The organism is Noviherbaspirillum sp. (assembly GCF_035254865.1).
Taxonomy (GTDB): domain Bacteria; phylum Pseudomonadota; class Gammaproteobacteria; order Burkholderiales; family Burkholderiaceae_D; genus Noviherbaspirillum.
In genome coordinates this window covers 1-13,854 of record NZ_DATFAF010000050.1, presented here as the reverse complement: position 1 = coordinate 13,854, position 13,854 = coordinate 1, and the positions used below count along the sequence as shown (strand labels likewise).

At 57.0% G+C, this 13,854-nt stretch carries 12 protein-coding genes and 1 tRNA gene; 12 read left to right on the top strand and 1 reads right to left on the bottom strand.

Features of this window, described 5'->3' with window-relative positions; all coding sequences use genetic code 11:
• Nucleotides 1–79 precede the first annotated feature (79 nt).
• Nucleotides 80–172: transfer RNA gene (locus VJ651_RS13060), tRNA-Leu, on the top strand.
• Nucleotides 173–431: 259 nt separating this feature from the next.
• Here the strand turns inward: VJ651_RS13060 and VJ651_RS13055 are convergent.
• The gene (locus VJ651_RS13055; RefSeq protein ID WP_324107866.1) at nt 432–911 is read right to left on the bottom strand and encodes a hypothetical protein; all 480 of its coding nucleotides are present in this window, start codon (nt 909–911) and stop codon (nt 432–434) included.
• A gap of 703 nt (nt 912–1,614) precedes the next feature.
• On the opposite strand from VJ651_RS13055, the gene gcvH reads away from it, so the two are divergent.
• The 11 genes from gcvH to VJ651_RS13000 all read left to right on the top strand — a co-directional run bounded on the left by gcvH (nt 1,615) and on the right by VJ651_RS13000 (nt 13,616).
• On the top strand, nt 1,615–1,995 hold the full coding sequence (gcvH, locus tag VJ651_RS13050) for a glycine cleavage system protein GcvH (RefSeq protein WP_324107865.1): 381 nt from the start codon (nt 1,615–1,617) through the stop codon (nt 1,993–1,995).
• A gap of 81 nt (nt 1,996–2,076) precedes the next feature.
• The gene (gcvP, locus tag VJ651_RS13045; protein ID WP_324107864.1) at nt 2,077–4,938 is read left to right on the top strand and encodes an aminomethyl-transferring glycine dehydrogenase; all 2,862 of its coding nucleotides are present in this window, start codon (nt 2,077–2,079) and stop codon (nt 4,936–4,938) included.
• Between the two features lie 108 nt (nt 4,939–5,046).
• Nucleotides 5,047–6,426, top strand: coding sequence for an L-serine ammonia-lyase (locus tag VJ651_RS13040; protein ID WP_292933851.1), 1,380 nt, complete (start codon nt 5,047–5,049; stop codon nt 6,424–6,426).
• A gap of 71 nt (nt 6,427–6,497) precedes the next feature.
• Nucleotides 6,498–7,622, top strand: a complete 1,125-nt coding sequence (gene gcvT / locus VJ651_RS13035; protein ID WP_324107863.1) for a glycine cleavage system aminomethyltransferase GcvT — start codon at nt 6,498–6,500, stop codon at nt 7,620–7,622.
• A gap of 9 nt (nt 7,623–7,631) precedes the next feature.
• A complete protein-coding gene (gene lipA, locus VJ651_RS13030) occupies nt 7,632–8,612 on the top strand; it encodes a lipoyl synthase (RefSeq protein WP_324107862.1) in 981 nt (326 codons plus the stop codon).
• Between the two features lie 409 nt (nt 8,613–9,021).
• Nucleotides 9,022–9,306 carry a hypothetical protein gene (locus VJ651_RS13025; protein WP_324107861.1) on the top strand — a complete coding sequence of 95 codons (285 nt, stop codon included), beginning with the start codon at nt 9,022–9,024 and terminating at the stop codon, nt 9,304–9,306.
• Between the two features lie 240 nt (nt 9,307–9,546).
• Complete coding sequence (locus VJ651_RS13020) at nt 9,547–9,969, top strand: DUF1178 family protein (protein WP_324107867.1); 423 nt, start codon at nt 9,547–9,549, stop codon at nt 9,967–9,969.
• Between the two features lie 204 nt (nt 9,970–10,173).
• Entirely contained in the window at nt 10,174–11,370 is a 1,197-nt protein-coding gene (locus tag VJ651_RS13015) for an acyl-CoA dehydrogenase family protein (protein ID WP_324107860.1), read from the top strand.
• A gap of 7 nt (nt 11,371–11,377) precedes the next feature.
• On the top strand, nt 11,378–12,517 hold the full coding sequence (locus VJ651_RS13010) for an acyl-CoA dehydrogenase family protein (RefSeq protein WP_324107859.1): 1,140 nt from the start codon (nt 11,378–11,380) through the stop codon (nt 12,515–12,517).
• Between the two features lie 151 nt (nt 12,518–12,668).
• On the top strand, nt 12,669–13,124 hold the full coding sequence (locus VJ651_RS13005; protein ID WP_136417387.1) for a MaoC family dehydratase: 456 nt from the start codon (nt 12,669–12,671) through the stop codon (nt 13,122–13,124).
• 36 nt (nt 13,125–13,160) lie between these two features.
• Nucleotides 13,161–13,616 (top strand): MaoC family dehydratase, encoded by a 456-nt coding sequence (locus VJ651_RS13000; RefSeq protein ID WP_136417386.1) that lies wholly within the window; start codon nt 13,161–13,163, stop codon nt 13,614–13,616.
• Nucleotides 13,617–13,854 lie beyond the last annotated feature (238 nt).

Below are 13,854 nucleotides of genomic sequence, written 5' to 3'. Positions count from 1 at the left end.
TTCCGATCCTCGCCTCCAGTTTTCAGAAAAGCGCCGCGTGCGCTTTTTTTGTTTGTGCGGTAGATTAGTGCCGCACTGTGCCCGAGTGGTGAAATTGGTAGACACAGCGGACTTAAAATCCGCCGCTTACCCGAGAGGGGGCGTACCGGTTCGATTCCGGTCTCGGGCACCAAGGCACCTTCAATGAGATTCCTCGCTGAAAAGAAGTCGCCGAACAGGGCAGGTCAGGTCACCTGATGCATTTTCGGTAAATGAGTTGCGCATCATCCGCGGTTCTTCATTCCATCTGCCTGATCATCGGTCCCAATCCTCGTAATATTGCTGCCGCCTAGCTTCTTCGCGTTATTCGCGTGTATGGCGGACCTCAAGCGATCGTCTCTTTGCGTTCCCCGCAACACCGTCTGCCGTGAACGGGCAGGAAGGCGTTGCTCTCAAACCTTGAAAAAGCGGCGTTCTCGCCTTGATCCGGAGTCTCGAATTTTTTCCGATTTAAGGAGTGCCTGCAGGGCAGGTGTGAGGCGCTGGCGCAACTTTTGTACCTGCGCTGGAGAGGGCGTGAACCCAAGAGAATCAACGGCCGACTTCAAGATCTCGGGCGCCGTTTGCGGTTGATCAGTGATGAGATCCATCCAATATTCGCTGGGCGTGGATGGCAGATCCATGCCGCCGGTAGCGATGTCCTTGACGACATGTTTCGTGCGTCCACGCTTTGCTCGGTTTCCTTCGGATAGCGGCTGTTTTTGCCGCCTTCCACGTTGGGTGGCTGGAGCGCTCTCCGACGCAATAATGCTGTCGAGTTGAGAAAGCGTCTGCTCCAAATCGTCGATTCGCGATTGGTAATACGCCAGCCCTTGTTTTGCATGGGCGATTTCAGCTTCAATGGCGGATTTTGCGGATTGCAGCTTCGACATAGGATGAACGTTCGCGATTTGTCCGGACCGGATGCCGGTCGAAGGTGTATTGGGGAATGTGTTATGTCTACATCATTGTCTAAATGTATGGTCATTACTTTGACAATTCACAACGGCACCAATCATGTTGTTCCCTCTGCGGCAAAGCGATTGGAACTCGCCCGAGGATTGCGTGTGTGACTGTCCACTCGTCGGTTTGCGCGCCGTTCCCCTTGCATCTGCGGATGCTGAACGCGCCGACGGAGCGCTGTATGACCTGACGGGGGAAGACATTTCTCCGGAACACCGGCCAAGTGTTTCGGTCTGACTATCGAGTATCTACACTGGCGGCTGCCTTCCTGCGACCGGGGTTTTTCCGGGCCGGTGAAGCGAGAATTTCATTGTTTTCATCAATGAAATATAAATGACAAGATTTTTCAAAATTAAACGAAAACAAGAAAAAGGATTTTGTATTTAAATGTTTTGGTGTGGCTATTGAACACATTAAAAACATGGAACCCTCTAAAATTTCGCCGAATGAACATAGATGTTTTTTTCTTCGCGCCGGCACCACCGGCAGGATGAAGACGCCTCCGGCCCGCTAGAAGTCATACCTGATCAAGCGCTTGAAAAACATGATAGGTGTCCGCTTCATAGGTGCGGCGCCATCCCACAAATTTTAGCCAGACGGCAGTTCGATTAATAACCTTCAGGAGATAAGAAAATGAGCAAAACCGTATTTACTCAGGAACACGAATGGCTGCGCGTAGAAGGCGATGGCTCCGTAACGGTAGGCATCACCGACTACGCACAGGACCATCTCGGCGATCTGGTGTACGTCCAACTGCCGGAAGTCAACAAGGAATACGCAAAGGGCGAAGAAGCGGCGGTGATCGAGTCCGTCAAGACCGCGGGTGAAATTCTGATGCCGGCAACAGGCGTCATCACGGAAGTCAACAGCGCGCTGGCCGATGAGCCTGGCAAGGTCAACGAAGATCCGATGGGCGCCGGCTGGTTCTATAAATTCAAGGTGAATCAACCTGCGGATCTGGACGGCTTCCTTGATGAGGCCGGTTACAAGGCATACATCGACACGCTCGGCTGAAGCAGAGCGACCCACCATCCAGGACAGCATTTGGGGCCATTGCGCCATATTCACATTAATCAAGTTTTTTGAGAGGTAACCATGATTCAGAAACGGGCTGCGTTTGAGGATTTGCAGCAGCGCACCGACTTCATCGACAGGCATATCGGCCCCGGAGAATCAGACCGGAAGGCGATGCTGGTTGAGCTCGGCTTCGAATCCATGGAGTCCTTTATCAAAAAGGTTGTACCGAATGCGATTCTGACGAACGAGGAGTTGAAGCTTGAAGGCTCGCGAACCGAGCCTGAGGTGCTGGACGAACTGCACAAGATCGCTTCCAAGAACCAGGTGTTCAAGTCTTACATCGGCATGGGTTACTACAACACCCACACGCCGACCGTCATTCTGCGCAACCTGCTTGAGAACCCTGCCTGGTATACCGCGTACACGCCATACCAGCCTGAAATCTCGCAGGGCCGGCTGGAAGCCTTGTTGAACTTCCAGACCATGATCTCGGACCTGACCGGCATGGAAATTGCCAATGCGTCGTTGCTCGATGAAGCCACTGCCGCTGCCGAGGCAATGACGTTCTGCCAGCGGGTTTCGAAGAGCAAGAGCAAGGTCTTTTTTGTTTCGAAGGATTGCCTCCCGCAAACGATTGATGTCGTTCGCACTCGAGCGGAACCGATTGGTGTCGAAGTAGTGGTTGGCGACCATCGCAGCGATCTCGAACAACAGGATTGTTTGGGCGTGCTGCTGCAGTATCCGGCGCTGGACGGCGAGATTAATGACTACGCTGACACGATCGCAAAGGCGCACGCGAAGAACGCGCTGGTCGTCGTCGCAGCCGACCTGCTGGCGTTGACGGTCTTGACGCCGCCGGGCGAATTCGGTGCTGACGTTGCGATCGGATCCGCACAGCGCTTCGGTGTTCCGCTCGGATACGGCGGCCCGCATGCGGCCTATTTCGCCACGCGCGATGCAAACAAGCGCCTGATGGCCGGACGTGTGGTCGGTGTGTCGATCGACAGCCACGGGAACAAGGCGTACCGCCTGGCGCTGCAAACCCGCGAACAGCACATCCGCCGCGAGAAGGCGACCAGCAACGTGTGTACCGCACAGGTCCTGCTTGCGAATATCGCCAGCATGTACGCGGTCTACCATGGCCCGAAGGGATTGAAGACCATTGCACAACGCGTCCATCGTTTGACTGCAGCGTTTGCCGAAGGCTTGCGCAGAATGGATTTCGACGTACGCACGCCGTCGTTCTTTGACACCATCACAGTACGCACGGGTAGCCGCACCGAGGAGATTCATGCATCGGCGCGCAAACACTCGATCAATCTGCGTGCCGTCGACGGCGAAACCGTCGGCGTGTCTCTGGACGAGACAACGACGCGCGAGGATGTGGAAACCTTGTGGGCCGTTTTCAGCGGCAACAAGGCGATTCCGTCGTTCACTGCCTGTGAAGCTGACGCTGCCGATCGCATTCCGGAGTCGCTGATTCGCACCAGTGCTTATCTGACCCACCCGGTATTCAATACGCATCATTCCGAAACCCAGATGCTGCGCTATCTCCGCGCGCTGGCAGACAAGGATCTGGCGCTCGACCGCACCATGATTCCGCTCGGTTCCTGCACGATGAAACTGAATGCGACGACCGAGATGATTCCGATCACATGGAAGGAATTCGGCAACATCCATCCGTTCGCGCCCCTCGACCAGGCGCAGGGCTATCAGCAACTGATCACGGAACTGGAGCAGATGCTGGTCGCATGCACCGGATACGATGCGGTTTCCCTGCAACCGAATGCCGGTTCGCAAGGCGAGTATGCCGGTTTGCTGGCGATTCGCGGATATCACAAGAGCCGTGGCGAAGGACATCGCAACGTCTGCCTGATCCCGAGTTCGGCGCACGGTACCAACCCGGCTACCGCGCATATGGCGGGCATGCAGGTCGTCGTGGTGCAGTGTGACGAACGCGGCAACGTGGACGTCGCCGATCTCAAGGCCAAGGCCGACGCGCACGCGACCGACCTGGCTGCAATGATGATTACCTATCCTTCGACACATGGTGTGTTTGAAGAGGCGGTACGTGAAATTTGCGACATCGTGCATTCGCATGGCGGGCAGGTCTATATCGACGGCGCGAATATGAATGCCATGGTCGGCTTGTGCGCACCGGGCAAGTTCGGCGGTGATGTGTCGCATTTGAACCTGCACAAGACCTTCTGCATTCCGCACGGCGGTGGCGGACCGGGCGTCGGTCCGATCGGCGTGAAGTCGCATCTGGCGCCTTTCCTGCCGGGGCATCGCGTGCTTGAGAATCACTCCGGGCCGGTTTGTGCCGCGCCGTGGGGCAGCGCCAGCATCCTTCCGATCAGCTGGACCTATATCAAGCTGATGGGGCGCCAGGGTTTGAAGGAAGCGAGTGAGTTTGCGATCCTCAATGCCAATTACATTGCAAAGCGTCTTGCGCCGCATTTCCCGATCCTGTACGCAGGCGAGGGCGGTCTCGTGGCGCATGAATGCATCGTCGACTTGCGTCCCGTGAAGGATACCGGCGTGACGGTCGATGACGTGGCGAAGCGTCTGATGGACTTCGGCTTCCACGCACCCACCATGTCCTTTCCGGTTCCCGGCACCTTGATGATCGAGCCGACCGAGAGCGAAGCAAAGGATGAGCTGGATCGCTTCTGCGACGCGATGATTGCGATTCGAGAGGAGATTCGCGCCATCGAAAATGGCAGCATCACCTCCGAAGACAGCCCGCTGCGCCATGCGCCGCATACGGCAATGGATATCGCCGGCGACTGGAATCGCAAATATTCACGCGAACAGGCTGTATTCCCTGTGAGCTCCTTGCGAGGCAACAAGTATTGGCCTCCGGTCGGCCGGGTCGATAATGTTTATGGCGATCGCAATCTGGTCTGTGCCTGCCCGCCGGTCTCGGATTACGAATAAGGCTTGATGTTGCCGCGCCGCTGTCTACAGGCAGCAGTGCGGCATTTCTCCATCCAGGCAACGTTACGGTGGCTTCATTGATGGGGATTGAAATGGCAGACAGAAATTATGGCCATCAGTGTTTTTGAGTTGTTCAAGATCGGCATCGGGCCGTCGAGTTCACATACCGTCGGACCGATGCGTGCGGCATTGTTGTTTGCCAATGGACTGAATGAATCGGGAAAGCTCGCGCAAACGGAAGCGATCAAGTCCGAGCTGTACGGTTCTCTCGGTGCAACCGGGAAGGGGCACGGCAGCGACAAGGCGGTGCTGCTCGGTTTGCAGGGGGAGGCACCGGATCAGGTCGATACCGATTCGGTGGAATCAAAGCTGGCGCAGATTCGCAATTCAGGGCGCCTCAAGCTGCTTGGCGAAAAGGATATTCCGTTCGTTGAGAGTGAGCATCTGTTGCTCCACAAGCGCCAGTCATTGCCCTATCATCCAAACGGCATGCGCTTCACTGCATACGATGCGAGCGGCGTGGAGCTCGAGAGCAAGGTTTACTACTCTGTCGGTGGCGGTTTCGTCGTGAATGAAGAAGCAGCTGGCGCGGGACGCATCGTTCCGGATACGACGGTGCTGCGATTCCCGTTCAAGAGTGCGGAACAGTTGCTCGGCCTGTGCGAAAAAAACAATTTCTCCATCAGCCAGTTGATGCTGGAAAACGAGAAGGCATGGCGCTCGGAAGAAGAGACGCGCCGAGGGCTTTTGAGGATCTGGCAGGTGATGCAGGAATGTGTCAGGCGCGGATGTGAAAAGGAAGGCACGCTGCCCGGTGGCCTCAAAGTGCGCCGCCGGGCCGCTGAACTGTTCCGCAATCTGTCGAGTCAGCCGGAGGTGAGCCTGCGTGATCCCTTGACGACGATGGATTGGGTCAACCTGTATGCGCTTGCGGTGAACGAAGAGAACGCGGCGGGAGGACGTGTCGTGACGGCACCAACCAATGGCGCTGCCGGAATCATTCCGGCGGTCCTCCATTACTACCATCGTTTCATTGGTGGGGCGAGCGATGATGGCGTGATCCGCTTTCTGCTGACGGCCGCCGCGATCGGCATTCTGTACAAGGAAAATGCGTCGATCTCCGGCGCCGAGGTCGGTTGCCAGGGGGAAGTCGGCGTCGCGTGTTCGATGGCGGCCGGTGCGCTTGCCGAAGTGATGGGCGGCTCGCCAGGACAGGTGGAAAACGCTGCCGAGATAGGCATGGAACACAACCTTGGCCTGACCTGCGACCCGATCGGTGGACTGGTGCAAGTGCCGTGTATCGAGCGCAACGCGATGGGTTCGATCAAGGCGATCAATGCGGCGCGCATGGCTTTGCGTGGAAACGGTCATCACTTTGTGTCGCTCGACAAGGTGATCAAGACCATGCGCGAAACCGGCGCTGACATGAAGATTAAATACAAGGAGACTGCGCGCGGAGGGCTCGCGGTCAATGTGATCGAATGCTGAACACCTGTTTCTTCTGAAACGGGTGAGGGCACACCGATCGTTTTGCATTCAATAACAAGGAACGGACTTCTATGGATACCACCTCGCAAACCCTGGCGCGCACTCCGCTGTATAAGCTGCATGTTGAACTTGGCGCCCGCATGGTGCCTTTCGCCGGTTATGAAATGCCGGTGCAGTATCCGACCGGTGTGCTCAAGGAACACAACCATACCCGCACGCAAGCCGGCTTGTTCGACGTGTCGCATATGGGGCAGGTGAGGCTCTCCGGTGCCGGGGCGGCGGTTGCGCTTGAGTCGCTGGTGCCGGTCGATGTGGTTGACCTTCCCTTGCACTTCCAGCGTTATGCGATGTTCACCAATGAACAGGGCGGCATCCTGGACGACCTGATGATATCCAACGGCGGCGACCATTTGTTCCTGGTAGTGAACGCCGCCTGCAAGCAGCAGGACGTCGCGCATCTGAAAAAACATCTCGCCGGCCGGTGCGAAGTCGAAGAACTCGCCGATCGTGCGCTGCTTGCCCTGCAAGGCCCGGCAGCCGGTGCGGTGATGGCGCGTCTCGCTCCTGAAACGGCAAGGATGATTTTCATGAATACCGCAAAGGTGACACTGGTTGGCGCAGAATGCTTTATCAGCCGTTCCGGCTATACCGGCGAAGACGGATTCGAGATTTCGGTTCCGGGAGACAAGGCCGAAGAGCTGGCTCGCCTGTTGCTGGCGCAACCGGAAGTGGCACCCATCGGATTGGGCGCGCGCGATTCACTGCGCCTGGAAGCCGGGCTCTGTTTGTACGGGCATGACATGGACGTCAACACCACACCGGTCGAAGCTAGCCTCGGCTGGGCCTTGTCCAAGGCCCGTCGTGCCGATGGCGCTCGTCCGGGCGGTTATCCGGGAGCGGACATCATCATGCGCCAGCTTGCGGAAGGCGTGGCGCGCAAACGTGTCGGGCTTCTGGTCAAGGATCGCATGCCTGTGCGCGAAGGTGCGGAACTGGTCGATACCGATGGCAGGGCAATCGGCAAGGTGACCAGTGGCGGCTTCGGCCCGACGGTTGCCGTGCCGGTAGCAATGGGTTACGTGGCGACGGAACTGGCAAAACCGGGAACGGCGTTGCAAGCGATCGTGCGCGGCAAGCCGGTGCCTGTCGAAGTCGTGAAGACGCCGTTCACTCCGCAACGCTATTATCGCGGCTAAGAGGTTCTCATGAGTGACACGAAACCCGTCCCGCATCCGGTCAAGACGGGCGAAAAACTGCGCGGCGCCGAGAAGATGGCGCGCATTCCGATCAAGATCGTGCCGACAGAGCCGTCGCAGTTTTTGCGCAAGCCGAAATGGATCCGGGCCGAGTTCACCGGCACGCGCGAAGTGCAGCGTCTGAAAGCGGTGCTGCGCGAGAACAAATTGCATACGGTCTGCGAGGAGGCGAACTGTCCGAACCTCGGCGAATGCTTCAAGCACGGAACGGCGACGTTCATGATCATGGGCGACATCTGTACGCGCCGCTGTCCGTTTTGCGACGTCGGTCATGGCCGGCCCAATCCGCTTGATCCGGACGAACCGAAGAACATGGCGACGACGATCCGGGCAATGGACCTGAAGTATGTCGTCATCACCTCGGTTGATCGTGATGACTTGCGCGATGGCGGAGCGGGGCATTTCGTTTCCTGTATCGAGGAAACACGCCGGCTGAATCCGGGAATCACGATCGAAATCCTGACACCCGATTTTCGCGGACGCGTCGATACGGCGCTGAAGATTCTCGGGCAAGCTGCGCCGGATGTTTTCAATCACAATCTGGAAACCGTGCCGCGACTTTACCGGCAAGCCCGGCCTGGCGCAGACTATGACGGCTCTCTCGATTTGCTGCAACGCTTCAAGGAGCTGCATCCGAAGGTGCCTACCAAATCCGGCCTGATGCTCGGCTTGGGCGAGACCCTGGAAGAAGTCGAGGCTGTCATGCACGATATGAGGCGGCATGGCATCGAGATGCTCACGCTGGGACAGTATCTGCAGCCAAGCGCGCATCATTTGCCCGTGCAGCGCTATGTGACGCCCCAGGAGTTTGATGCCTTGCGTGCACAGGGCGAGAAAATGGGATTCACACACGTGGCATCCGGCCCGATGGTGCGTTCTTCCTACCATGCGGACTTGCAGGCGAAGGGCGTGCTTCCTTCTCCTGGGTAAGCGCGTGTGGCTTCAACGGCGCTTCGCGCATGTTGCTCACTTTGCCATCTCGGTCGGAAAAACACGCTGAATCAAAGGCTTACTGCTTAATTCACAGACTTATCAACAGACTTGCCAACAGTTGCTGTGATTAACTTTTGCGTTTCCTCAAGTCCGGGGAGTTCCTTGCGGTAACGCAAACCGGGTGATGCAAGATCCCCTTAAGATGGTCTCGGTCCCTTAAGCCTCCCAGGAAGTGTTTGCCCGTGCAGCGCGAGCTGACGGGCATTTTTTTTGCGTCGAACAGATACTATCCCTCAGCCGAACATTTACTCGCGGCACGATTGAGAATTCTCAAGCATTTGCGGTCGAAAATCCTCCACACTTGCATCTCAGCAAATTCCCTTCATCAACTTGCTTGTTCTATGTCATGAAAAAGAAGCTTGAGACTGACGCAGTCATTGAGAACTTGATCGTTGCGACACTAGGCGAAAATACAAGCGCCCGCCAATATCACGTTTATCGGGAAAATCTTCGAGCGTTGGTGCGACTGGCAAAGTCAGAGCAAGTCGTCGAAATCAAAACCAACGTGCAGAAGCTGGCAGGCGCCATCGAAGCGCATTCTGCTCGCAGGCGTGCAAAGGCGATTCTCCTTGCGCAGCGTTTGCCGGACCTTCTGGAGCAAGCGCAACAGCAGTTTGAATTCAAGCAGTGAATTCGCGGCGCGCGTCGTCCATGGCGCGTCTGCGATACGCCGCTTGAATATCCGATGCAGCAGCGCCAGGCCGCTGCCTCGTCCGAAAGCGCGGATTGGTGGAAAAATGTAAAATGTGATGGACTTGAGCATTGGAAAGCCGGTCGGCAAGCAATGCTGATTGCTCCGCTCCATGCAAGGCGCCGCTTCCGCGGTGCCTCAAGTTTTCATTTTCAACCCGTACCGACTGCGCCGCTTTTCATGAAAGTCTATAACCTCAGTTGCGAACACGATCATCGTTTCGAAGGTTGGTTTTCTTCGGAAGGGGATTTCAGTGCGCAGTTGGGAAAAGGCCTTATTCAATGCCCGGTATGCGAGAGTCACGGAATCAGGAAACTGCCGTCCGCACCGCGATTGAATCTGTCGGCCTCACAGGCGCCACAGACCGATGTCAGCACGCAGATTCAGGCTGAAGTGATCGAGATGATGCGCAAGATCGTCGCCAATTCCGAGGATGTCGGCGAACGATTTGCCGAGGAAGCAAGGCGCATCCACTACAATGAAGCACCGGAGCGGGCCATTCGCGGTACCGCCTCAAAATCCGAGTGCACGGCCCTGGCTGAAGAGGGGATTGAAGTGATGTCTCTCCCCGTGCCGGCTGCACTGAAACAACCCCTCCAGTAAGCGTTCCCGGCGGCTGCGCGCAGCGTCGCGCGATTCTTCCTGTCGTTCTACGGCGCGGTTCGAGAAACCTGCCGGAAAAGCGAATTGTTGACATACCAACAAGTACATACGGACACACATTAAATTCGCAACACATCGTAAAAATCCACTGTATAATCGTTTGCGAACGGTCGTGCTTTTTAGCCGGGACAACAAGGAGACAGCATGGATTTGAACTACTCAGCGGAGGATTTGACCTTCCGCGATACTGTTCGCGCCTTCCTGGATGCGAACCTGCCGAAAGATTTGCAGCAAAAGGTCCTCAATCACAAACGCCTCTCCAAGGACGATCTGGTCCGTTGGCACAAGATTGTTGCCAAGCAGGGGTGGGTAGGCACCGGCTGGCCGGTGGAGTACGGCGGCACCGGCTGGATGCCGGTACAGCGCCATATCTGGGAAGAGGAATGCGCGCACGCCGGAACGCCGCCTATCCTGCCGTTCGGTGTGAACATGGTGGCGCCGGTGATCATGGCCTTCGGCAATGAGGCGCAAAAACGCCACTACCTGCCTCGCATTCTGAATTGCGACGACTGGTGGTGTCAGGGTTATTCCGAACCCGGCTCCGGCTCCGACCTGGCGTCGTTGAAGACCCGCGCCGAGCGTCAGGGTGATCACTACATCGTCAATGGTCAGAAGACCTGGACCACCTTAGGGCAGCATGCGGATATGATCTTCTGCCTGGTGCGCACCGATCCGAATGCGCGCAAACAGGAAGGCATTTCCTTCCTCCTGATCGACATGCATACGCCCGGCATCACGGTTCGTCCGATCATCATGCTCGATGAAGAGCATGAGGTGAATGAAGTGTTCTTCGACAACGTGAAAGTGCCGGTCGAAAATCTGATTGGCGAAGAGAACAAGGGCTGGACCTACGCGAAATACCTGCTCGGCCACGAGCGTACCAACATCGCCGCGGTCGGCCGCGCCAAACGTGAACTGCTGTTCCTCAAGCGTCTTGCCAACAAACAGATGAAGAACGGCAAACCGCTGCTCGACGATCCGCTGTTCTCGGCAAAAGTCGCGAGCCTCGAAATCGAACTCATGGCATTGGAAGTCACCGTGCTGCGCGTTCTCTCGCAGGACCATGCGAAGCGCGGCCCCGGACCGGAAGCATCAATGTTGAAGGTCAAGGGCACCGAAATTCAGCAGACTCTCACCGAGCTGATGGTCGAAGCCGCCGGGCCTTACGCGATGCCTTTCGATCCTGAATATCTGGAAGGGAAGAAGGAACACAGCGTCACGCAGCAGGATGATGCCGCGCCGCTTGCGCCTTACTACTTCAACTATCGGAAGACGTCGATTTACGGCGGCTCCAATGAAATTCAGAGAAACATCATCACCCAGATGATTCTGGGACTGTGAGGCGAGCATGGACTTCAATTTCACATCAGAGCAACAACAATTCAAGGATGCCCTGCGTCGCTTCATCGACAAGGACTACACCTTCGAGCATCGCAACAAGATCGTCTATTCGGAAAAAGGCGTGTCGGACGATGCATGGGCGACGCTCGTCGAACTTGGCATGACGGCTTTGCCGATTCCGGAAGAGCAGGGCGGCTTCAGCGGGTCCGCAGTCGACATGCTCGTCGTGATGCAGGAACTGGGACGCGGCCTTGTCGTCGAACCGTATTTCGCAACCGTCCTCGGGGCGCAATTCCTGAAGTTGGCAGGCGGACAGGAAGCATTGCTCGAGCAAGTGGCCGGCGGCGAACTGAAACTTGCCGCAGCGCTTGGCGAAAAACAGTCTCGTCATGAATTGTGCGATGTGGCGACAACAGCCAAGGCGGACGGGGACGGCTATGTGATCAACGGAGCGAAGACGGTCGTGATCCACGGCGCGCAAGCCGACAAACTGATTGTCTCGGTGCGTACTGGCGGCGAGCAGCGCGCCGAGGACGGAATTTCCTTGTTCGTCGTGCCGGCAGACGCAGCAGGCGTCACGCGTCGCGATTACCGTACCATCGATTGCCAGCGTGCCGCCGACATTGCGTTCTCCAACGTGCGCGTGCCGGCTTCGGCCTTGCTGGGCAAGGCAGGGGCGGGCTGGGATATCCTCGATGCAGCGGTCGATTATGGCCGGGCATTGTTGTGCGCTGAAGCGGTCGGCGCAATGGACGCGCTCAATGCGGCGACCCTGGAGTACCTGAAGACGCGCCAGCAATTCGGCGTGCCGATCGGAAAATTCCAGGCATTGCAGCACCGGATGGCGGACATGTTCATGCAAGCCGAGCAGGCACGGTCGATGGCGACCCTGGCGGCTGTGAAAGTGTCGTCGTCGGATGCGCAGGAACGTCGCCGCACGATATCGGGAGCCAAGGCGCGGATCGGGCAGGCACTGAAATTCGTTGGGCAGCAGGCGGTGCAACTGCATGGCGGCATGGGGGTGACCAATGAACTGCCGGCGGCACATCACTTCAAGCGCCTGACCATGATTGAGCTGACTCTCGGCGATACCGACCACCACCTGGGTCGATTCACCGCGCAGCCTGGGTTCAAGGAAGCCGCCTAAAAGGCTGTTGAAAAACCTAGCGAGGGGGCCGAGACTGGGACCGAGGAGCGCACACGTACGCCTGTACGCAGAGCACCGCAGGCCCCAGGATCGGCCCGCGCAGTAGTTTTTCAACAGCCTGCTAAACCGATAAACCAAGGAGGGGACGAGCATGTCGCAATTGAAGTGGTATTTTGAAGATTTTGAAATTGGCAAGACGATTCATGTCGGATCGCGGAGCGTGACTGAAGAAGAAATCATCGACTTTGCGACAAAGTTCGATCCCCAACCGTTTCACGTGGACAAAGAGGCCGCCAGGCATTCGATCTATGGCGACATCATCGCCAGCGGTTGGCATACCTGCAGCATGATGATGCGGCTGATGGTCGACGGCTTTTTGCGCGAGGCGTCTAGCCTCGGATCACCGGGCGTGGACGAAATCCGCTGGATCAAACCGGTACGCGGCGGCGATACACTGACCGTCACCACGACTGCACAGGAGATTCGTCCTTCTTCCAGCAAACCTGATCGTGGCGTCGTGGTCACCTTGTGGGAGGCCAAGAATCAGCACGGCGAATTGGTGGCGACCATCAAGGGAATGGGGATGTTCAAGCGACGCCCCCAATAGCCGGTGGATCAAATCAATAATTATCATGGAGGCGACATGCGGGTTATCGCATCAGTGGAAGAACTGAAGAGTTTGGTTGGGCAGGAGGTGGCGGTCACCGACTGGATCACGATCAGCCAGGAGAGAGTGAACCTGTTCGCAGAGGCAACGGGAGATCATCAATGGATACACATTGATGTGGAACGTTCGCGCAAGGAATCGCCCTACGGCGGCACCATTGCGCATGGCTTTCTCACGCTCTCGCTGCTGCCAATGATCATGGAGGGTGCCGTCTCCATGTCCATGTCAAAGATGGGCGTGAATTACGGGTTGAACAAAGTGCGTTTCCCGGCGCCGGTTCCTGTCGGAAGCAGAATCCGTGGACGCATGACGCTAAAGGAAGTGGAAGACATCCAGGGTGGCGCTCAAATCACCTGGAGTGTGACGCTGGAGCGTGACGGCGGCGACAAGCCGGTCTGCGTGGCGGAGTCGATCTCGCGTCGTTACTGGTAGCGTGCTGCGGCCGACGAGGCTGGAACGCAATAATCAAACACGAAGGGCACGAGGAACCAAGGTTCAACGTGCCCTTCGTATATGGATCTGGGACGCCTAGTACTACTGCGTCATTAGCTGGGAAAGCGGGCGCTGACATGGTTTTCAGGAGGTTGCATAAAGTCATTGCTTTACCTCAGTTCAAAGCGGTGGGGGATTTTTCATTAAGCGGCGGCGTCTCATTGCTTGTTGATGCGCG